The 20,606-nt window shown below is 52.5% G+C and carries 25 protein-coding genes; 9 read left to right on the forward strand and 16 right to left on the reverse strand.

Annotation, left to right across the window (positions count from 1 at the left end):
- Positions 1–129: 129 nt before the first annotated feature.
- On the reverse strand, positions 130–1,257 hold the full coding sequence (locus PG1C_RS09005; RefSeq protein ID WP_202634473.1) for a YeiH family protein: 1,128 nt from the start codon (positions 1,255–1,257) through the stop codon (positions 130–132).
- 133 nt (positions 1,258–1,390) lie between these two features.
- On the opposite strand from PG1C_RS09005, the gene PG1C_RS09010 reads away from it, so the two are divergent.
- Both PG1C_RS09010 and PG1C_RS15015 read left to right on the forward strand, forming a co-directional pair.
- Positions 1,391–2,278: a LysR family transcriptional regulator gene (locus PG1C_RS09010; protein WP_202634474.1), complete on the forward strand. Its 888-nt coding sequence runs from the start codon at positions 1,391–1,393 to the stop codon at positions 2,276–2,278.
- Between the two features lie 491 nt (positions 2,279–2,769).
- Complete coding sequence (locus tag PG1C_RS15015) at positions 2,770–2,958, forward strand: cation transporter (RefSeq protein WP_237218339.1); 189 nt, start codon at positions 2,770–2,772, stop codon at positions 2,956–2,958.
- Positions 2,959–3,279: 321 nt separating this feature from the next.
- Here PG1C_RS15015 and PG1C_RS09020 read toward each other — a convergent pair whose 3' ends face one another.
- Positions 3,280–4,404 (reverse strand): Fic family protein, encoded by a 1,125-nt coding sequence (locus PG1C_RS09020; RefSeq protein WP_237218125.1) that lies wholly within the window; start codon positions 4,402–4,404, stop codon positions 3,280–3,282.
- Between PG1C_RS09020 and PG1C_RS09025 the strand changes: the two genes are divergently transcribed.
- The gene (locus tag PG1C_RS09025) at positions 4,343–5,002 is read left to right on the forward strand and encodes a HipA domain-containing protein (protein WP_237218126.1); all 660 of its coding nucleotides are present in this window, start codon (positions 4,343–4,345) and stop codon (positions 5,000–5,002) included. The genes PG1C_RS09020 and PG1C_RS09025 overlap by 62 nt on opposite strands.
- A gap of 245 nt (positions 5,003–5,247) precedes the next feature.
- Here the strand turns inward: PG1C_RS09025 and PG1C_RS09030 are convergent, their stop codons facing one another.
- From PG1C_RS09030 to PG1C_RS09050, 5 genes are all read right to left on the reverse strand, one after another.
- Entirely contained in the window at positions 5,248–6,123 is an 876-nt protein-coding gene (locus PG1C_RS09030; RefSeq protein ID WP_237218127.1) for an NAD-dependent epimerase/dehydratase family protein, read from the reverse strand.
- 14 nt (positions 6,124–6,137) lie between these two features.
- A complete protein-coding gene (locus PG1C_RS09035; protein WP_202634477.1) occupies positions 6,138–7,034 on the reverse strand; it encodes a glycosyltransferase family 2 protein in 897 nt (298 codons plus the stop codon).
- 251 nt (positions 7,035–7,285) lie between these two features.
- Positions 7,286–7,594: a type II toxin-antitoxin system RelE/ParE family toxin gene (locus tag PG1C_RS09040; RefSeq protein ID WP_202634478.1), complete on the reverse strand. Its 309-nt coding sequence runs from the start codon at positions 7,592–7,594 to the stop codon at positions 7,286–7,288.
- On the reverse strand, positions 7,591–7,842 hold the full coding sequence (locus PG1C_RS09045) for a type II toxin-antitoxin system ParD family antitoxin (protein WP_202634479.1): 252 nt from the start codon (positions 7,840–7,842) through the stop codon (positions 7,591–7,593). The genes PG1C_RS09040 and PG1C_RS09045 overlap by 4 nt, the downstream gene beginning before the upstream one ends.
- A 491-nt stretch (positions 7,843–8,333) precedes the next feature.
- On the reverse strand, positions 8,334–9,497 hold the full coding sequence (locus tag PG1C_RS09050) for an ATP-binding protein (protein WP_202634480.1): 1,164 nt from the start codon (positions 9,495–9,497) through the stop codon (positions 8,334–8,336).
- 209 nt (positions 9,498–9,706) lie between these two features.
- On the opposite strand from PG1C_RS09050, the gene PG1C_RS09055 reads away from it, so the two are divergent.
- Together PG1C_RS09055 and PG1C_RS09060 are read left to right on the forward strand one after the other, a co-directional pair.
- Entirely contained in the window at positions 9,707–9,985 is a 279-nt protein-coding gene (locus PG1C_RS09055) for a type II toxin-antitoxin system TacA family antitoxin (protein ID WP_202634481.1), read from the forward strand.
- Complete coding sequence (locus PG1C_RS09060) at positions 9,982–10,488, forward strand: GNAT family N-acetyltransferase (protein ID WP_202634482.1); 507 nt, start codon at positions 9,982–9,984, stop codon at positions 10,486–10,488. The genes PG1C_RS09055 and PG1C_RS09060 overlap by 4 nt, the downstream gene beginning before the upstream one ends.
- A 36-nt stretch (positions 10,489–10,524) precedes the next feature.
- Here PG1C_RS09060 and PG1C_RS09065 read toward each other — a convergent pair whose 3' ends face one another.
- A complete protein-coding gene (locus PG1C_RS09065) occupies positions 10,525–11,658 on the reverse strand; it encodes an ATP-binding protein (protein ID WP_202634483.1) in 1,134 nt (377 codons plus the stop codon).
- A 305-nt stretch (positions 11,659–11,963) separates the two neighbouring features.
- On the opposite strand from PG1C_RS09065, the gene PG1C_RS09070 reads away from it, so the two are divergent.
- The 4 genes from PG1C_RS09070 (at position 11,964) to PG1C_RS09085 (ending at position 13,231) form a co-directional block, all read left to right on the forward strand.
- Entirely contained in the window at positions 11,964–12,245 is a 282-nt protein-coding gene (locus PG1C_RS09070; protein ID WP_202634484.1) for a helix-turn-helix domain-containing protein, read from the forward strand.
- Between the two features lie 57 nt (positions 12,246–12,302).
- On the forward strand, positions 12,303–12,473 hold the full coding sequence (locus PG1C_RS09075) for a hypothetical protein (protein WP_202634485.1): 171 nt from the start codon (positions 12,303–12,305) through the stop codon (positions 12,471–12,473).
- Between the two features lie 75 nt (positions 12,474–12,548).
- Positions 12,549–12,911 carry a type II toxin-antitoxin system RelE/ParE family toxin gene (locus PG1C_RS09080; RefSeq protein WP_237218128.1) on the forward strand — a complete coding sequence of 121 codons (363 nt, stop codon included), beginning with the start codon at positions 12,549–12,551 and terminating at the stop codon, positions 12,909–12,911.
- Complete coding sequence (locus PG1C_RS09085) at positions 12,908–13,231, forward strand: helix-turn-helix domain-containing protein (protein WP_202634486.1); 324 nt, start codon at positions 12,908–12,910, stop codon at positions 13,229–13,231. The genes PG1C_RS09080 and PG1C_RS09085 overlap by 4 nt, the downstream gene beginning before the upstream one ends.
- Before the next feature lie 240 nt (positions 13,232–13,471).
- Here the strand turns inward: PG1C_RS09085 and PG1C_RS09090 are convergent, their stop codons facing one another.
- The 8 genes from PG1C_RS09090 to PG1C_RS09125 form a co-directional block, all read right to left on the reverse strand.
- Positions 13,472–13,723 carry a hypothetical protein gene (locus PG1C_RS09090; RefSeq protein WP_202634487.1) on the reverse strand — a complete coding sequence of 84 codons (252 nt, stop codon included), beginning with the start codon at positions 13,721–13,723 and terminating at the stop codon, positions 13,472–13,474.
- A 191-nt stretch (positions 13,724–13,914) separates the two neighbouring features.
- The gene (locus PG1C_RS09095; protein ID WP_202634488.1) at positions 13,915–15,363 is read right to left on the reverse strand and encodes a hypothetical protein; all 1,449 of its coding nucleotides are present in this window, start codon (positions 15,361–15,363) and stop codon (positions 13,915–13,917) included.
- A gap of 54 nt (positions 15,364–15,417) precedes the next feature.
- Positions 15,418–16,263 (reverse strand): sulfotransferase family protein, encoded by an 846-nt coding sequence (locus PG1C_RS09100; protein ID WP_202634489.1) that lies wholly within the window; start codon positions 16,261–16,263, stop codon positions 15,418–15,420.
- Positions 16,264–16,567: 304 nt separating this feature from the next.
- Complete coding sequence (locus PG1C_RS09105; protein WP_202634490.1) at positions 16,568–17,506, reverse strand: glycosyltransferase family 2 protein; 939 nt, start codon at positions 17,504–17,506, stop codon at positions 16,568–16,570.
- A gap of 7 nt (positions 17,507–17,513) precedes the next feature.
- A complete protein-coding gene (locus PG1C_RS09110) occupies positions 17,514–17,912 on the reverse strand; it encodes a GtrA family protein (RefSeq protein WP_202634491.1) in 399 nt (132 codons plus the stop codon).
- Positions 17,909–18,859 (reverse strand): NAD-dependent epimerase/dehydratase family protein, encoded by a 951-nt coding sequence (locus tag PG1C_RS09115; RefSeq protein WP_202634492.1) that lies wholly within the window; start codon positions 18,857–18,859, stop codon positions 17,909–17,911. The genes PG1C_RS09110 and PG1C_RS09115 overlap by 4 nt, the downstream gene beginning before the upstream one ends.
- A 3-nt stretch (positions 18,860–18,862) precedes the next feature.
- On the reverse strand, positions 18,863–19,780 hold the full coding sequence (locus tag PG1C_RS09120; protein ID WP_202634493.1) for a transketolase family protein: 918 nt from the start codon (positions 19,778–19,780) through the stop codon (positions 18,863–18,865).
- Entirely contained in the window at positions 19,777–20,598 is an 822-nt protein-coding gene (locus tag PG1C_RS09125) for a transketolase (RefSeq protein WP_284431817.1), read from the reverse strand. Before PG1C_RS09125 ends, PG1C_RS09120 begins: the two co-directional genes overlap by 4 nt.
- Between the last annotated feature and the right edge of the window lie 8 nt (positions 20,599–20,606).

Consider the following 20,606-nt stretch of genomic DNA (forward strand, 5'->3'; position numbering starts at 1 on the left):
CGGTTTGGTCAGCGAGCTTGAATTGCCTACATCTGCGGATACGAGAGAGCTGGCCAAACTATTCCATCCATTTCAAAATATTTTTTTCTTTGGTGCTATTTGCCAGGCACCATCCTGAATGGTCGGGCGTCAGCCAAATAAGGCCATGACAAAGCAATTGATTGCAACACCGCCGATTACGAGCCACGCAAAGAGCAGCATAGCCAGCAGCAATGGCTTGATCCCGGCCCGGCGAATCGCTGACAAATGGGTGGTCAGCCCAAGCGCCGCCATTGCCATCGCCAGCAGCCAGGTATCGAGACTAATCGCGTCTGCCACCAAATCACGCGGCAACAGTGCTGCCGAATTCAATCCGACCATTGCAATGAAAACAAAGGCGAACCACGGAATTGCCAGACGACCGCCAGCTTTGCCACTGTGCTGCGTGGCGGCCACGAGATTTCGAAAACCAGATTTCTTTTCTCGCGCAAGATAGGCAGAAAGAATGATCAGAAACGGCGCCAGCATCATGACGCGCACCATCTTCGCGATGACCGCCGTATTGGCTGCCTCTTGATTGACTGAACGTGCCGCTGCCACCACTTGTGCTACTTCGTGGATGGTCGATCCGGCATAGATGCCAAACGCCGATGGCGACGTGTCGAATAGGTGCCATTGCAGATTAAATCGATACAGCAGCGGGTAAAGAAAGATAGCCAGCGTGCCGAATACAACAACGGTCGATACTGCGACGGTAACCTGTTCAGCGCGGCTGCGTACTACCGGCTCGGTGGCCATCACGGCCGCAGCGCCGCAAATCGAGCTGCCGGCACCGATCAGGATCGCGGTATGACGATCCAGCTTGAACACTTTGGTGCCCAGCAGCATCGCCAGCGCAAAGGTTGACGTCAGCATGAGTGCGTCGATCGTAACACCGGCCATGCCAACCTGGCCGATATCCTGAAAGGTAAGCCGGAATGCATACAGAACGATGCCGAGTCGCAGCAGATTTTGCTTGGAAAAGGCGACCCCCGCGCCGCAATGCGAAGCCATCCGAGCAAATACTGTGTTGCCGAGCGCAATGCCGAGCATGATGGCAATCGTTAACGCGCTCAAGCCGTGTGACGCGAGCCACGCCACTTTGCCTAGCTCAATTGAAACGCCAGCGACGAGACCGCTTAGCGCCAAACCGGGCCATAGCGGCGCGACGTACTGTACAAAGAGGCTTCTGATGGTAAGCCACGATTCAGAAACGGTGACAGGGATCGGCGCATGCATTTTTATTCTCCACATAACAGGCGGATCAAGTCCGTATGCTGCGCAGTGTAGGTGCCGGCAAATAACTAGTAAAACGACTTATTTATGTATAATTAAGCTATTAAATCGGTTAATTAATGCGATGCGACTGACATTGAGGCAGCTGCAAATATTCCTGGCCATATCCCGGACAGGCAGCACAACGGCTGCGGCCGACATGATTGCGTTGTCACAGTCGGCGACCAGCGCCGCGCTCAATGAGCTGGAAGCCGTTTTAAACGTTAAGTTGTTCGACCGGATCGGCAAGCGGCTTATTCTCAACGACAACGGTCGTTTGCTGTTGCCCCAGGCCAGGCAGATGCTGGACGCTGGGGCAACCATCGAGCAACAATTCACCACGGCCGATACATCCACGGGAATCGGTTTGCATATTGGCGCCAGCACGACCATCGGCAATTATCTTCTGCCGGCGATACTGGGTGCCTACGCCGCCCATGGGTCCGATATGTATCCCCGCGTCATGATTGCCAATACGGCGGATATTGCACAAGCGGTCGCGAATTTCGAAGTCGACATCGGCCTGATCGAAGGGCCGTGCCATGAACCGGACATGCACGTAGAACCCTGGCTTCAAGATGAGCTTATTATTGTGTGTGCCGCCGACCATCCAATGATAAAGGACAAGAAGAGCAACAGGGTTTCTGTCAAGACGTTGCGCGCGGCGGGCTGGCTCTTGCGAGAACCAGGTTCGGGCACGCGTGAGGCGGTGGAACACGCGTTGGTGCCGCATTTGCACTACTTGCGCCCTGTCGGTGAATTCAGCAACGCGGAGGCGATCAAGCGTGCAGCGGCAGCGGGACTGGGCATTGCTTGCCTGTCACGTTATGTGGCTGACGACTTGATCGCATTGGGTCAACTGGTAGAGGTCAGGACGACGCTTCTTACACTCAACCGTCATTTTTACCTGATTTACAGTCAACACAAAATTCTTTCGGCACGGCTGAGCTATTTCCTGCAGTTCTGTCGCGGATGGACAAAGTAGTTTTCAGCATCACAGTGTGTTTATCGGGCAAGAATGGCGATAGCATTGTTAGCGGCAGACACGGCCAATCGCAGTCGTTGATTGCAGCCGGCGCCGTTAATGCGTCGAGCCCGTTGATCTTGGAAAACCCGGTCACAGATGTTCTTGCATTGATGCAATGAGGGGACATTTCACATCCCGGTTAACAGCGCAGTAGCGGACGAAAAGCTCGGTCAATACGCACTCAATGTGCTGGAGATCACAAGGTTTTTGATGGACATCCTTGAGTTTGCGGTCAGCAAGCGCACGCGCTTCGTGGCAGCGTGCTCAGTCCTCCAGTCTCAGCAGTTCCGCGATCTCATCCAGACTGAAATCCAACCGCTGATCTGAGGTTTTTTGTCGCCTGCGCTTTCGACGGCTGCGAATGCGCACTGAACTGCGGTTAACGATGCTGTTCGTCGTTGCAGACACGATAGAGGAAGCTTTACATGATTCAATTGCGAATGACAGGAATGACCTGCGACTCATGCGCTGCGCACGTCAGGGAAGCCTTGAAGCAAATCCCGGGCGTACACTCGGCAGTCGTGTCCTATCCGAAAGGAATCGTACAACTCGCCACCACCCCCGGCACGCCGTTAGCGACGCTCATTGCAGCCGTGGCTGGTCTCGGCTATCGGGCCACGCCATGCTTCGCAAGCTGAGGCACGAAAGGGCCTACTCGACCAGATGGGGGGCTGACGGCACTAAAACAAGGCCAGCGGCAGTGCGGGTGGCCTGTATATCGCCTTCATCGGCAGCGGAGGTGCCGCCATGGCCGCAGCGCTGAAGGTCGTCGAAAACATCCTCTCACCACGCTGTATCTGGGTGATGAATCCTGAGCTCTCTCCCCTCTCCATTCAGTGGTGCTAAAGAAAAACTTAATACCTTGCGATCGTATTAAAGAATGCTTTCACATCATCGCAACATATTAAACAAGGGAGATCCCCTCTGTTTTGCCTCTTCAGCCCATCTGCATCATGCCGTCAATTCTTTCTCATGCCGAGTGCTGACCCACGTATCCAGGAATTTTTCTGGCGAGACGTAGCCGAGCGTAGAATGCGTGGCGTTTCCAGTTGTCCCCTTGGGAGACGCCGTCGCTTTTTTAGGCTGTCATTCTCCATCCTGAACCGTACGTTCTCGGCGCGAACTCGTGATAGTTCCATCCGAAATTGCGGAAGAAGCTCGTTCAGCTCGTAGCTGGTGCTGCGCCCACCGGCCGCAGACTTGCGCAACACGCCATACGCCACGAGTTCATTGATATCGCGCAGTGCCGTGTCCGGCGAACACTTGGCAATCGCCGCCCACTTGCTGCTGGGGAGCTTGCCGTCGAAGCCGTCAAGCAACCGATTGATCAGTTTCACCTGTCGCTCGTTCATCGGCGTGCCGGCAACGTGCTGCCAGAACCGCGCCCTGGCCAGCACGGCATCGAAGGCATGCTGCGCCTGATCAACGGCGCGATGCAAGGTAGCAAGGAACCAGGTGAGCCACTCGGTGACGCCAAGCGACCCTTTCTGGGTGCGCTCCAGGATGTCGTAGTAGGCCTTGCGCTCGCGCTGGATCTGCGCCGACAGACTGTAGAAGCGCTGCGGGCTGCCGTCGGCGCGCGCCAGCAGCAGGTCGCCAATGGCACGGGCAATACGGCCGTTACCATCGTCGAAGGGATGCAAGGTGATGCACCACAAATGCGCGAGTCCCGCCTTGATGAGCGGCGGCTCATTCGACTCGCCATTGACCCAGCCGAGAAAGTAGCCCATTTCGTTTTCCAAACGATCCGCCGGAGGGGCTTCGAAGTGCACCCGCTGATGGCCGATGGGGCCGGATACCACCTGCATCGATCCGCTGGCATCGTCGCGCCAGCCACCGACGTTGATCTTGGAGAGACCGGAATAGCCAGTAGGAAAGAGCGCGGCGTGCCAACCAAACAGGCGCTCCCGAGTGACGGGGGCTTTGCAGTTGGCGGTGGCGTCGAGCACCATCTCGACCACGCCTTCGACGTGTCGATCGACGGGGGCCAACGCACCGATATCCACACCGAGCCGGCGGGCGATGGACGAACGTACGGATTCGACGCTGAGGTGCTCTCCCTCGATCTCGCTGGTCTTGACCACGTCCTCGGTGAGCGCACAGACTGGCTTGGTCGCGCAAGGCCATGCCGACGTCGGCCAGGCGCCCGAAATGAAATACCAGAACGAAGGTGGCCCGGATCTCGCGCAGTGTTTCGCGCTGGTACGCCGTGTCACACGCCCGAGTGCCCCGCAGGTGCTGCGATTGCTCGACTATGTGATCTTCAACGCACTGATCGGCAACCACGATGCGCATGCCAAGAATTTCTCATTACTGTATTCGAGCAAGATCCCTGTCTTAGCGCCGCTCTACGACGCCCTCTCGACAGCGGTGTATCCGACACTCATGCCCAAGATGGCCATGAAGATCGGTAGCAAGTACAAGTTCAGCGAAGTCCAAGTGCAGCACTGGGATCGATTTGCAGAGGGGACTGGCCTCGCCAAGACACAGGCTCGCAAGCGCATTCTGGCACTGGCGAAGTCTCTGCCGTTTACCGCTCGCAAACTCCAGACCGATCCACACAGCGGATTTGCTCGTCACCCCTTGGTCGAGCAGATCACCACGCTGATTGATCGGCGCTGTGCGCTGACGATTCAGCGACTCACTGACTCTGTTGCTGGCATTGGAACATCCGATGAATAGCCGCAAACAACATCGGCGGACACGGGTTCAATTTTGCATTTGGGAATCAAATGGGCCGTAGTGAGTATGAAAGGTTGGGCAACCCAACCCGCAGCGCTTCGCTTGCGCACTTTCAATGGTAGTGAGATGCCGGTAAGCCAACGTGTTATCGGTTGTTGGTTCAACAGTTTTTGACGCTCTGCCTGCGAAATCTGGCTGCCGTGCCAAACGACTAGCGAGAAGTCTTTTTCGTTCATTTTATCTACTCATGTGGGCAAATCTTCAGCAGAAAGCTGAAATGGCCGGGGCGAAAAATTCAGATCGCGCGCCGCATCCGAATGCTCGAACACCAGATCCCGGTTCATTCGTTCAGCCATAGCCGCCGACCAGTGCTGATAACGGGGCAGCCACCGCAAGCAGCCGATAACCAATCGAAAAACACTCAGCGGAATCGTCACCAGTCTGGCACGACGATTCATCGCCGCAAAAATCCGCTCAACCATTTCACGATAGGCGAGCGTTTCACCACCGGAAAGGTTATATGCGCTGTTGCCGGCCACAGGTGACAGTAATGCCGCCACACACGCAGCGGCCACATCATCCGCATGGACTGGCTGACGCAAACCCAGGGCCTTGCCCAGCAATGGAAAGAAACCAAACCGGCGAACCCAGCGGGCAATTTCGGCGATATTTTTGTCTCGCCCATAACCATAGATCAGCGTAGGGCGGAGGATCACCCACTCAATGCCACGGCTTGCCGCCCATTCGCGCACACTTGCTTCACCATCGATCAACCTCACCGCGATGGCATTTTCCGCCGTATCGCCAGAGCCGACTTTTGTAAAGCGGCTAGTAGAAGATAAAACCGCAATACGCCGTGCGCCAGCGGCCTCGATCAGCGAAAAATAGTTTGGCAATACCCAAATGGGCGCGACACATATCCAGTGTGACGTAACGCCCTCGCCCCTTTGGGGAGAGGGCTGGGGTGAAGGGGATTCAGCCAATGGCAACTGCCGCCACTCAACTCCATCGACGCCATGGCCGGGCGCGCCCCGCGAATAAGCCACCACCTGCCAATCCGCATCGGCAAGCAAAGGCAGCAGACACTCCCCAACAAGACTGGAAGCTCCCAGCACTCCCACGCGCCATTGCAACGTTAGCCCCTAACCCTGGCCAGCAAACGCTTTGCCGCCTGATAGCACGCCACTATCCCGAAGCGCAGCCACACACCCATCACCACCAACCACATCAGGACACCGGGGTACTGATGTCGGAAAAACTTGCGATAAAAGCGGACCATGCCACGGTGCTTGTGCCACTCAACAAAGAAAGGGCGACTTTTGCTGCACACACCCAGTGCATGGGTAATCTTGGCTGAGGGAACAAAAAGCACCTTCCAGCCACCCAGCCGTATCCGCATGCACCAATCCAAATCTTCGCAATGCAAGAAATATGCTTCATCCCAATGCCCTACCTGAACAAGCACTTCACGCTTCACCAACATGCAGGCGCCGGAAATCGCTTCAACTTCAATCGAGCCATCCGGCAAGGGCTGCCTATGCAAATGAAAATCAAAAAACAGCTTCGGCCAGCGGTGAGAAAATTTGGATAACCCGAACGCCCGCACAAAAGACCGCCACGGCGTGGGCACGGCACGCCGCCCCCCGCCCTGCTCAGTGCCATCCGGATTCACCAGCAGACCACCGGCCATACCGGCTTTGGGATCTGCTCGCAAATGCAACAAAAGCTCCGCCAAGGTTCCGGGAACAAATGTGCAATCGGGGTTCAGAAAAAGCAGATTATCGGCTTTGGCAACCTCAATACCCTGATTACAGGCGGCGGCAAAACCACGATTCTGTGTGTTGCTGATCACCTGCACACAAGGCAGATTCTGCACGGCACTCAGGCTGCCATCTTTTGATGCGTTATCGATGACGATCACTTCCACCTCCATCGGGCAATGCAGCAGAGAATCGACACATGAACGCAACAATGCACCCGCGTTGTAATTAACAACGATGGCGGAAAGTTGAGGTGTTATTGTTGATGTCATTTTTTCCAAAAAATCCTCTATCGAATCAATCGGGGCAGTTACCGCCGCCCTGGCCACAACCGCTTATCCAGCATCCGCCAGATTTCAGCCATCGTAGCCTTGCGTTTAGCTGGAATAGGGTAACCGGGGTCTGACCCCGAGGTTTCCCAAGAATAACACTTCCATATCAGTGAATTAGCGAAGAGTGTTTGCGTAGGGTTAACCGAACCAGGGACAGACCCCGATTTTTCGATTTTTCAATTTTGTGTTATCTACTTAAGGATGGACAGAATGTCCTGTCGCTCGCCGAGCAGCCTCGCCACGTCGACAAAATCGTCGCGCTCGAAATAGAACCACACTAGCGGGAAACCCGTGAACCGCCAGTTTTTCAGTTTGGGAATGCTCAGCGATTCGCCGATGCGCGACGAACCGATGCCGGGATTGCGCTCGATCTGGTCAAGCACCTTTCTGCTGGCCGCGACCATGCCTTCTGCGGTAGCAGTGCTAGCCTGCCTGCGGTAATAGCGCACTTCTTCCTGTAGGTCGGCCAAGGCTTGCGGCCTCAGACGTACTGGCTTCAATCAATCTCGCCGCGCGCAATAGCGAGCAGTTCGCTTTCATCCGCCTGTGTGAACGGCCGAGGTTGGCCGGACCTCAATCCTTCCTCAATCAACGCGCACAGTCGATTTTTGGCTTCTTCGGCCTGATCCTTGCGGATCAAGTCACGGATGTATTCGCTGGTGTTGCCGTAATGACCAGAAGCCACGCGAACATCGATGTAAGCGCGGAGGGATTCGGGCAGGGCAAAGCTCAGTGTATTGCGGCTCATGAATGAATCGTAGAACGATTAACAATAGTTGTCAATGCGGGTGCATATCCCGTGAAACGCAACTCAGTCACCCCCATTAAAACCGTAAAACCAGAAAAACCGAAAAAACCCGGGAACGGATCATGGGTTTAATAGTCGTAAATCAACCATGCAACAGTTGATTTACATCCGAACACCATGTCCACTATGCAACAAAAACCCAAGATGCATAGCTTTCAACACCATCTCACCATCCGCCACGACGAGGACACCTGCCCGCGAAGCGGAATCTAACCAAAGAAAATACAAAGCCCAGATCTGCAAAGCTGAGCATTTTTTACTCGACCGTCTTGTAACAACGCACGCCGTGTCGCCAGCGCCGACTTTTTGTAAAGCGGCGGATAGCGGATATAGCTACACGACGCACGATGATGCGGGGCAATGCCTAGCAAGTAAACCTAGGGGGAAGAACATTGTTTACCTTATCAATATATTCCAGCACGTTCAACTCATCATGCAAAAAACAGCTCATTCGCCAAATCATAAAGCGAAACAGCCTCAATATCTGCAGCTAAGCGATAACGCTCGACACCCGGGTACACCACAAACTTTTTAACCGGCGCCAAATCAGCGCAAGCCGCATGAAAACCCCGCTCTACCTTGGGGCTCAAACTGCGCTTGATCTCGATTGCCCAAAGACGCCCATCAGGCCATGACAGCAATAAATCTATTTCCGCACCGCCGCTGGTGCGATAAAAGTAGGCCTGCGCTTTATCGGCAGCACACGCCAACAGATTTTCAATCACAAAACACTCCCAACTCTGCCCAACCACCGGGTGGGCGAGCAGTGTTTCTTTATCCGCAATACTCAGCAGCGCATGCACAAGGCCGCTGTCGCGCACATACACCTTGGGTGATTTAACCAACCGCTTGCCGAGGTTTGCGTGCCAGGGCAACAAACGGCGGACCAACATCAAATCGACCAACAGAGCCAGATAACTCCCTGCGGTTTTCACATCCACGCCCAAATTGCGTGCAAACTGAGCCGTATTCAACACCCCGCCCTGATGATGCGCCAGCATGCCCCAGAAGCGCCGCAAAGTCTCCGCTGCAATGCGCGGGCCAAATTGCGGAATATCGCGCTCCAGATACGTGCGAATAAAATCCTGCCGCCAGCGTAAGCTCAGCGCCGCCGTAGGTGCAAGCAAACTTTCCGGAAAACCACCGCGAACCCACAAATCGTCGGCAGGGATTCGCTTCGTTTCCAGAATGTTGAAGGGTGAAAGCTCCAGATACGCAATACGCCCCGCCAACGTTTCGCCTGATTGCTTAAGCAGATCAAGCGAAGCCGAACCCAGCAGCAGATATTGCCCGGCTTTTTTTCCTGTCCTGCGCGCCTGATCAATCAACCCGCGCAGGACCGGAAAAAGCCCCGGCGCACGATGAACCTCGTCCAGAATGATCAGCTTATCTTGATGATCCGCAAGATATAACGCCGGTTGCGCCAGCTTGGCAAGGTCTTGTTCAGATTCAAGATCAAGATACAGCGCCTGATAGCGCTGACCAACAGCCAAAGCCAGCGTTGTTTTGCCCACCTGACGCGGCCCGAATAACGCAACCGCAGGAGAATGGGCAATTGCATCAGAAAGCAGCGGGGAAAGTAATCTTTCAATCATGTACGCAATTATGGATAATAATTCCATCTTTTACAAGGATAATTAACACAACAATCGCCCTGAGATAATCTATCCTAAACAGCGAAACAGACCCCGGTTTAAGCGGAATCGCTTATCAAAACCGGGGTCTGTCCCCGGTTTTAAAATTTAGCTTGTCAGGACATCATCCGGACGTTATTATGGCGCATTGTCAGAATCTGGAGGTCGCCATGAGCACCTTGAACTCATCAAAAAGCGAACGGATTGATGTCCGTGCCAGCAGCTCTGTCAAGCAACTGCTGCAAGAAGCTGCGCGTGCCTGCCACAAGAATGTCAGCGAGTTTTTGCTTGACGCGGGCGTGACAGCAGCCAACCAAGCGCTCGCTGACCGTCGCCAGTTTGTACTCAACGACGATCAGTGGCAAGCGTTTCAGGAGGCGCTGAACCGCCCTGTTCAGGCTAAGCCCCGCCTGAAGAAGCTGCTCGGTGAACCTGGTGTGCTTGGTTGAGCACAGCGTATGAGCCGATCCGCAAACTCTCGGTTGCGGATCACGTCGAGCAGTTTGACTGTGGGCAACCGGGACTGAACCAGTTCCTGCAGCGTTACGCCTTCGTCAACCAGAAAGCCAACAGTGCGCAAACTTACGTCTGCTGCGATGGCGGTGGCGTGGTGGGGTTCTACAGTCTGGTGGTTGGCAGCGTCGATCTGGAAGATGCGCCGGTACGGGTCGCGAAGAGCTTGGCCCGTCATCCGGTGCCTGTGATGATTCTGGCTCGACTCGCTGTTGATCGTGATCACCAGGGTAAAGGACTTGGCAAGGCATTGCTCAAAGACGCATTGCTGCGTACAGTGCAAGCCGCCGATATCGCAGGCGTACGTTGCTTGCTGGTCCATGCCAAGGATGATGCTGCGCGGCAATCGTACGCGTCTTGGGAGTTCACGCCAAGTCCGACCGATCCCTACCACTTGTTCTTGATGCTCAAAGACCTCAAGGCATTGTTAACCGGTTAAAACAAAGCAAAACCGGGGTCTGTCCCCGGTTTTACATCAAGCAGACAAACCCATAAGCCAATTAGCGGCATCCGTAATTCTGATTCCATTGCGCAACTCTTCTTGACGTAATCCGTAAACTATCTGCACAGCCTGCGTATCAGAAAACTGTTCAGCAAATCGTAACAGGCCACGATGCGGCTTATTGTCGCCCAACTTGCACTCAATCATTTGCGTCAGCGCTCCTTCCTCGCTGAGCGCGAAATCGACTTCCGTACCATCCTTGGTGCGAATGTAATGCAGACCAGCCGCTCTTCCCGCGCTATCCTGTAAAAAATGTACATGCTTTTGCAGCATTCCCGCTACCGCATTTTCCAGGCGTACGCCCTGATCACCTCGAACCAATCCCGTATCAAAAAAATACACTTTAGGGCTTTGCAAAATAGCGCGGGCAATATTGTGATGCCAGGGCTGAACGGTAAAAACAATAAACAATGCCTGCAGAATATCCAGATAGCGCTTCAATGTCGCGGGTGCAACCGCCAGATCGCGCGCCATGGAGGCCAACGAAAGGGGTGACCCCACACGTTCGCGCAACAACTCCACAAACAGACGCATCGTATTGATCTCGTGCAGGCGTGAAAACTCCAGCACATCTTCACGAATCAGATCGTTGAAATACTGTGCACGCCAGCGATCCGCCTGCACTGAGTCACTCGCCAGGCACGGTTCGGGGAAGCCACCTCTTTCCAGCAAATGATCCAAAGCATCGGCGGGCGCCACATGCTGCTGTTCACACCACTCGCGCACCGAAAACGGATGCAAGCGGAAAGCAAAATAACGACCCGCCAGTGAATCGCCCCCTTGCCGAAATGTTTCCATGCGCGCACTACCCGTCACCAACAGTGCCTGCTCGGGCGAACGCCCGTCCACCACCCCCTTCAACCAGCCCTTCCAATCGTGCATCTTGTGAATCTCATCCATGACGAGTAGCTTAGCGCGTGGATTCCATGACTGGCGCTGCAACACCCTCCGATCCGGCAACACATCCCAGTTGAGGTATTGAGCATTCCGGAATAACTGCATCCACTGACGCGCAAGGGTCGTTTTTCCCACCTGCCGTGGGCCAGTCAACACCACCATCTTGGTGGTTAAATCTTTCAATACCCATTCGTCGAGGTAGCGCTTCATGGACTAAGTGTACAATAAATGCAATAAAGTCGCGACTTTATTACTTAATGGTATAAAAAAGTCGACTAATAAAACCGCCCCACGCCAGATCATCTTAATCCTGAGTCCATGTTCGAAAAGGGTAAAACTTCTGCTACTAGCTCGCGGAAAACCGGGGACAGACCCCGGTTTTTGACCACTACTTTTAACTGCCGCTAATTTCCGGAGTTAAACCGGTCTATTCCCGGTTTAACTCCGGTTTAACTTTTTAAATTTCGTATCTCATTCTTTATATTTAGACCATTTTGCATAAAATAGGAAACACTGTGCCAGCACGTACGCCTATCAACGCAAGCACGGCCGCCGACAAGCTCATCGCACTGGGCAAGCAGATTCGTGCGCATCGCAAGGCGCTGCGCATCAGCGCTACCGCAGCAGCGGAGGCGGCAGGCGTGTCGCGCGTGACTTTGTACCGGATAGAGAGCGACGAACCCTCGGTCACCATGGGTGCATACCTCAACGCCATGGAGGCTCAAGGCATGGACTTCGGCATCATCAAGCCAACTGGCTTAGCTGCTGATGCACCCAATGAGAACCGAAAGGGCTAGATCCCGGCGCGTATCCGTCTGGCTGACTACCCGCAACTCAAGCAACTTGCTTGGCAAGTGCATGGCATCGATGAATTGACGCCTGTGGAAGCACTGAGCATCTACGAGCGCAACTGGCGCCATGTAGACGTGCAGAACCTGGATCCTCGTGAGCGAGACCTGATCGATTCGCTGCGTTTGGGACTGAGTGAGGAAAACCGAAAACCGGGAACAGACCCCGGTTTTTGACCAAGCCAAAATTCTTACGATTCGCACCCCATAGAACCGTTTGTATTTTTAGACTCATATGGGTATAATCCAAAGTTGGAACAACTCCCGAAAAAGCTACTTTGGATCGCATCGACCAAGAAGGACTTGAAAGCCATGCCCGCCGAGGTGCAATCCACCTTCGGCTATGCACTGCATCAAGCGCAGATCGGGAAGAAGCACGAACAGACGAAACCGCTCAAGGGCTTCGGATCAGCGGGCATTCTTGAAGTAGTTGAAGACTCTGGTGGTGGCACGTTTCGCGCCGTCTACACAGTCAAATTCAGCGACGCGGTTTATGTCCTGCATTGCTTTCAGAAGAAATCGACGCATGGGATTGCAACTCCCAAGCCGGACATGGATGTAATTCGGGAACGATTGAAGGCGGCGGAAGCGCACTCCAAAGGAGAACGGAAATGATTGAAATCGAAGAAAGCAGCGGCAACGTCTACGCCGATCTAGGCATGGCCGACGCCGACGAAATGATCGTCAAAGCACAGCTTGCAACCAAAATTGGCGAAATCATCAAAGGCAGGAAGTGGAGCCAGCAGCAAGCCGCCGATGTTCTAGGCATTCCACAGCCGAAGCTATCCAAAATGCTGCGCGGTCAGTTTCGCGGTATCAGTGAAGCGAAGATGCTTGATTGTCTGGTGCGGCTTGGTCGAAACGTGCAAATCGTCGTCGGCCCGGCTCGCCGTGCGGCTTCGTCCGGTCGCGTTGCTGTAGTGTTTGCCGTGTGATGAGGTGATGAGGTGATGAGGCTTGCGCGTCGCGCAAACCAGGCTGTCAGGATGGAGTATACCCATGCTTGGCGTCAGGCAAGGCCAAGAAACACGTCAGAATAGACTCGATTTTTCAATTTCCTGACAGTTTGCCAGCCGGTTCTATCAGCCTAACCAGACACATTTCAGCTTAACGTACTTTAATTTCCGTTTCGTCAAGCGCCCCCTAATTGACAATGATGGTGGAAATCGTGTGACTCATGTTTTTCTTCTTATCGAAAGCAAACGCTTATCCAGCACCCGCCAAATATCAGCAACCCTCGCTTTGCGTTTCGCTTGAATCTCCCGCCGCTTGCGCCACATGTTGGGCAGCCCTTTAATCGCATCGCGCTTGGCGCGCAGAATCAATTTGCCTTGGCCGCGAAGAGAAAAATGAATAACAGTCACCACATTCAACAGCACATGCAGCGGCAATAGCAGCCAGAACAAGATGCCGGGCATATCCTTCACAAACGCCCTGCTGTATAGAGGCTTTATAGTGCGTTGTGTGCTCGCCCCCCCAGAGCCATAACGCCGTCTTACCAGCGCCGACTTTTCGCTAAGCAGCGGGTGGCATCACAAGTCAACTTGCAACGAGTGTAGTTTTGGGATTTTCAACACAACACATCACATCCCATCACCCACCGTTCGACGCTCACTCATTACAAAAGCCTCCTGAACCGCCGGTAAGCACGATATGCAGCTCTTGAAATCAGGCGGCGCAAGCTCAGTTGGCGTTCCATCCATAGCCCCCATTCATCCGCTTCTACCGAAAAATTGGCAGATAAAACATGAGGTGTGGGGCTGCTGTAATCAGTGTCATTGAGAAAGCAATCAAGATGCTCACTCGAGTGAAACTGCTCAAACTGCGCACGCCCAGCCTTGCCCGCCACTTTTAGATCATCGGCAGTTACCGACGCACAGTAATTCAATAATTCCTCAGGCTCGCGCCAACTAAAGGCATCCGGATAGGCGAGATCGATGCCGCTTAAAACTCTGGAAAAAATATGCCTGTGCAAAGCAACGGGAATACCCGCCCCTAATGCCTCAATCAATGTGACCCCTCCACCGTAGGGGAAAGACGCGATATACAAATCTACCTGGTGCTCTTGCAATGCCCTCCAAACACTGGGAACCCAAGGTATATAAACAAACCGCTGCGGTTGGATGCCGTGCCGCTTCAGTCCTCTGCGAATCCTATAAAGCGCCCAAGGCGTGAGACGGCCTATATGGATATGTTTGCCACCGGTTGCTTTCAGAATCTGTGGCACCAAGTCGAGGTAACTAACAAAATAAGGAATTTCGATTTTGTTGGAGCGCGCTGCTGTGCAAGTAGTTAACAGTCGATCTGCCAGAAACGGATTATCCGGGCGCGCACCCTTATCCTCAACCGTCAGCGGAACATAAATGCTCTCGACACCCAGTTCATCACGACAATGGTGATAGCCCATCGGATGTGGGTCGATATGCTTGAGATGAGACAAATAAACACCAAGACACAGGTGATGATCGCCATGATGGTAGAAGTAAGCATCAAGACCCATTTCCGGCTGAATCGCAGCAACAGCAACGCTATCCTGATGGTGATTGAACAGATAAATCCGCTTCGGCTGGATTTTCAACAGACGCCCCTGTAGCCACGTCAGCCGCTGCTGGTAATTTGCCTTAGGCGCTTGCTCAAAGACAATGTTAGCCTGCTTGGTCAACCCTTTCGCCAGATAATCACTGTCTGATCTTCCACCCAACTCTGTCGATAAGATGACATGCTGTGCATCCGACCGTGCCTTGATAAAGTCTTCAATGACACGGGTGTGACCCCCTGATTTTTGCAGCTTGGTGACGATATAAACAAAGACCGGCAGACCCTGCTGACTGGGCATCACATCTGCAATTTCTCGCTTAACTTCTGCAAGATTGGCTTTTCCAACGCGCTGGCACAGATCATCCAGCGTTTTAGAACCAAAAATCTGTGAGGTGCATAAAGGCTCAGTAAAAATACGCTCAACAAAATCATGGATTAACTGAAGCGCTTGATCGATGTCACCTTTATCAATTAAAAGTAAAACAGCATTACTTAACGCGCGTAGGGAATCGTAGCTTGTAAAGTTCATTCAACAAATTCCCGCATGACTGATGCTAGGCACATCTTCAAATCACCAGTTGAATCATTTCCACCACCCGTAAACTACATTCAATCCCGAAAATACTTCTTCAATTTTCTTAATTTGCCGATGTGTTAGGTTTTTTCTGAAATCAGAACTTGGCGTCTGAATCCCTCGTCCATAACCCGCAGAGTATGTCGGATCGGTTCGATCAAAATCAAAATGCACCTTACCAAAACCCTCACGACTTACTGTAAACCCTAAATATTCCTCCAACCTTTTAAATTCGTCTTCATCGCGTGACACGATTTTTTCATAACGAACGATGTGCACCGCTCCGCGTTTATAGAGTTGAGACTCTTGCACTCTCCAGTAATACAGAAAAAAATCTGCAATAAGCTTTCTCGTATGAAACATTTGGTTAACGAGTTCACTTGCTGTGACCCAGCTTGGTGTTTTAATCCAACCTGACCAAAGGTCTTTTTTCTTTTTGCTCTCGACTTCCAGCATGGAGGCAATCACAGCACGCGGATCTCGAACCACGCAAACCGTTTTACTGTCCTCACCAAAAAAGCATGGAATCAACTCTATTAATTGAGTAAGTTCAGGATCTTTCAGAATCAAATAGCGATAATCAATTTCATTAAAATGTGATTGCACCGTCTTTAGCATCGAATCCACCATCCCACGATACATTCCAACAAGCGTTGGTTTGTCAATCGCATAAGCAGCGAAGCGCTGAGGGTCGGAATAGTGCAATAAGTTATGGAAGTGTTGAATAATTTGCGTGATGTAAGTGCATTCTGGCAGCATCGGTGAAGCTTGTTTATCGACTGATAGCAGCCCAGCCAACAAGGTCGTGCCACTACGGGGAGCTCCAATTACCAGTACTTTAATTTTTTCTTTCACGATAATCTTTCTTCAGCGCAAGTCACAATCACACTAAGCACGAACTCAATCTCCTCTGTAATTACCAACGACATCGCCAAAAAGTCGGCGCTGGCGAGACGGCACAATTGGCTGGTTTTAGTGAGCAATCAAGCTTGCACCGTTCGCCTCAACAAATCCAAGAGCCCGATCAAGATCATAACGAGACTTGGCGGACTTGAAATAGCTCGTACGCGAATAAGCCAAACAATGAGCAGAACTTCTCCACCTAAAAGCCCCATTGATGCCTTTGAAAAAACAATGACCACACGACACCCAAAAACTTTCAGTTAAAGTTAACCCGCTCAGCCTCAATAACTAACGGCATATTTCTAACCTGCGTATGTATTGAGGCGATATATTCACCCAGCAGCCCAATAAAAAACATCTGTACCGCTCCAAAAAAGAAGATGCCAATCAGAATGGGCGATATCCCCAGTTGGAAATAATCCCAAAATACCAGCTTGGCAACTAGAAAGCCAAATGCGGCTAACAAGCTGAGAATAGAAAGCAAAAAACCGCCCATCGCCATAAGCCGCAATGGCACTTTTGAGTGATTCGTGATGCCCAGCATTGCAATGTCGTAAAGCGTGTAAAAATTATTCTTGGTAATACCCCGCTGCCTGCGCGGCTGCTTGAAGGGCACGGTTGCAATGGGGAAGCCTATCTCACACAACAGCCCGCGGAAATAAGGGTAGGAATCGTCAATATTGCGCAGGATGTCAACAATCACCCGGTCAAACAAACCAGCGCCAGTCGCATTCTGCACCAATGGCACTTCGGAAATGCGGGTGATGAAGCGGTAGTAGGCCTTCCTCAACGCGAACATGATTGAGGATTCTTCACTTTCTGGCTTCACAGCCAGCACTGTCTTATAACCCTGCTCCCATTTATGGATGAAGTCAGTAATCATTTCCGGTGGGTCCTGCAAATCGGATGCGATCAAAATGCAGGCATCGCCGCGTGACTGAAGAATACCGTAGTACGGTGATTTGATATGCCCGAAATTACGTGCATTGACGATCAGCTTGACGCGCTTATCGTTGGCAGCGATTTCCTTGATTTTCCTGACCGTTCCGTCGGTTGATGCATTGTCGATGCAGATGTGCTCGTAGTCATAGGGCAATGTCGCCATGACTGCGACAATGCGCTGATACAACTCATCGATATTTTCCTCCTCGTTATAACAAGGGGTTACGATACTTATCAGTTTTTTTTCCGACATCAAATCATCAATCCTTTTTGTAAACCCAGTAATTCATCAATACCCAGCTGAGAAGAATGCTTAGCGGGATACATATCAGCTGCCCCACATAGGGACTCAAAAGAAAATCTCTCGTCAAGGTTCTGAGCAAAACAGCATTGGCGCCATAGATTAATGCGTAGGCGACAACAAATTTTCCGAAAACAAACCAGCCGCCATGGCCATGAAAAACCATGCGGCCGAAACTAAAATAATTAAAAACAACCCCAGCAACGGTCGCCACGAACAGCGCAACGAGATAGGGTACTTTAATAAAGAGCAAGACAGCATAAACAGAGTACCCGAAGACCGTATTTAGAACGCCAGCGCTTAGAAACTTGATGATTTTCGGATCAAAGAATCTCCTGTGGAAGAATCGATACTTCATCCCCGACCAGAGGCTCTAGCCGCCCCTTGCAAAATCATTTGCATCTCTTTCACAATCCCCTCCAAAGAAGTCAACGTGGGCTGATATCCGAAATCCGCAGCTTGGGTATTGCGTGAGTAGTAATGCGGTTTGTTACCTGTGGCATTCACGCCGACGCTGGCTTGCGTAATTTCATACTGCAAGCCAAACTGTTCCTGCATGGCTGCCAGCAAGTTTTTTTTATCAATCGGTGCGCGGCTATAACAATCGACAACCGCATTCGCAGCAGGCGCGGAGATCAGCGCACTGACCAATTGATGGAAATCTGATGGATGCAGGTAGTCACGCACGATGTCGTCGGGTGAGGTCTTCAACACGGCCTTGTCACGAATTGCACGAAGAATATCCGTCATCAAAAAACGCGCTGCAATATCCTGTGTGTGGCTGAAATAGTTAAACACCCGAATATCAATAATCGGCAGGTGCGGCAGCGAGCGGTGGCGGCATTCGGCATGCAGTTTGGCAACGGCGTACCAGTCTTGCGGCTGAAGGTTATTGATTGCAACCACCGCCTTGGTGTTTTCATCCACTGGCGCGTCAAAACTTGCGCCGTAGGCGGCACCGCTGCTCAAAAAAATGTAGCGACAACCGGGATGCTGCCGCACATAGTCCAGCGCCATCTCATCGTACCGCAGCGTCACATCAAAAATCGACGCGCCCATCACCGCCGCCTGAGCCGGATTGCCTACACCGACAAAGTTAAGAATAACGTCAAAATGCTCGTCAGCGCTGAAGGCTGCGAAGTCTTCAAACTCATATCGATCCGACAAGCCCACGCGTTCCAGCCACTGCTCCATGACCTCTGGACGACGGGCGTAAAGCACCAGCTCATGGCTGCTTTGCGCGGAGAACGATAACACCAGGTCTTTGGCGATCTGGCTGGTAGCGCCGAGGATGGCTATGCGCATGGCTTAGTTCGCGGTGAGGAAGCCACGAATTTGCTGCTCAATTGCTGGGCGATCCAAGCCGTGCTCTTTCAGCAAATACTCATAAGTGCCGCAATAATGCGAGAAACGGTCACGCACGCCAACTCTCAATATGCGTACCGGCGCAAACTCCGATGCGATCTCAGTAATGACAGAACCAAGACCACCCAACACGGAGTGCTCTTCAAGGACAACAACGATCCGACTCTGCGCACAGATAGCAGTCACTTGTTCGCTATCCATCGGTTTGATGAAAGGGGCACTCCAAACAGCAGCATCGGAGTAAGACTCTGCTGCAATATCTATGGCCGTGCGTACGAGAGATCCGGTAGCAATGAAGGCGATATCGCCAGTTTTTCCCGGCTTCGCCTCCAGCAAACTACCAGCCCTCACACGGGGCACAGCTGCATGCACATCCCCACGGTCGGATTTGCCCATGCGCAAATAGACTGGTGCCCTCGATTGGTAGGCCATGTCCATGCAGGCGGTTAGTTCAAAACGATCTGCTGGTGAATAGACCGATAAATTGGGAATTGCTCGGGTGCAGGCAATGTCTTCCGTCGATTGGTGGCTAGTACCAAGGTGGCTATAGACAAATCCGGCACCATCACCAACTAAAACCACGGGTAGCTTGTCATGAGCGACATCAAGTTTTATCTGCTCGACCACGCGTACAGGGATGAAAGCACTTAAGCCATAAACGAATGGTCTGAAGCCAGCACGCGCCAAGCCTGCCGCCATCCCCACCATGTTTTGTTCAGCAATACCCGCATTGAGGTATTGCGCGGGACATTCTTTGCGGAAGTCATCAAACAAGGCGTAGCCGTGATCGCCTGTCAACAGCAGCACATTGAGGTCGGCCTTTGCCAAGCGAACTAGCGCCTCAGAAAAGGCGGCTCTCATGGCGCGCGCCCGTCCACTGCGGACAATGCTCGTGCGTAAGTTACGGGATCAAGCCGCGTATAGTGCCAGATATTATTATTTTCCATGAAGGGCACGCCCTTGCCTTTAACGGTTTTGGCGATAAGGGCTTTCGGAGATGCTGAATTACTTGCCCAGAGCTGCATGATGGCGCAGTCAATGGCCACCTCATCATGACCATCAATGGTGATCGCTTCAAAACCAAAGCTTTCAAATTTGGCTTGTATGGAACCGAGCTTGAGCACTTCTTGTGTGCGTCCCATAGCCTGAAAACCGTTCTCATCCACGATCACCATGAAATTCTTGAGCTCATGATGTGCTGCGAAAAGGGCGCCCTCCCAGATGGGGCCTTCATTGACTTCGCCATCACCCACTAGAGCAAAAGTTTTCTGATCGGTACCGCGTAACTTGGCACCCATCGCTAAGCCAACGCCGACCGAGAAGCCGTGACCCAGGGAGCCGGAAGTCACTTCCAAGCCGGGAATGCGCGAATCAGATAGGCCCTTCAGCTCGCTGCCATCCGCAAAATAAGCCGAGAACGCCTCATCTTTAAGCCAACCTAACTCCCGCATGCACGCATACTGTGCCATGACCCCATGTCCTTTGCTGAGTACCAAGTAGTCACGTCCTGTAGCATGTGGATCATTTCCTGGATAGCGCAAGTGTTTGCGGTACAACACCGCCAGCAATTCTATGATTGAGAACGCGCACCCGATATGAACGGTGGAACCGGCATAGGCCATGTCCAACACCGTTTCGCGAAGCGCTTTGGCATCAAAGGATTGGGTCTGGGAACTCATCGCACGCA

Source organism: Rugosibacter aromaticivorans (assembly GCF_000934545.1).
GTDB lineage: Bacteria > Pseudomonadota > Gammaproteobacteria > Burkholderiales > Rhodocyclaceae > Rugosibacter > Rugosibacter aromaticivorans.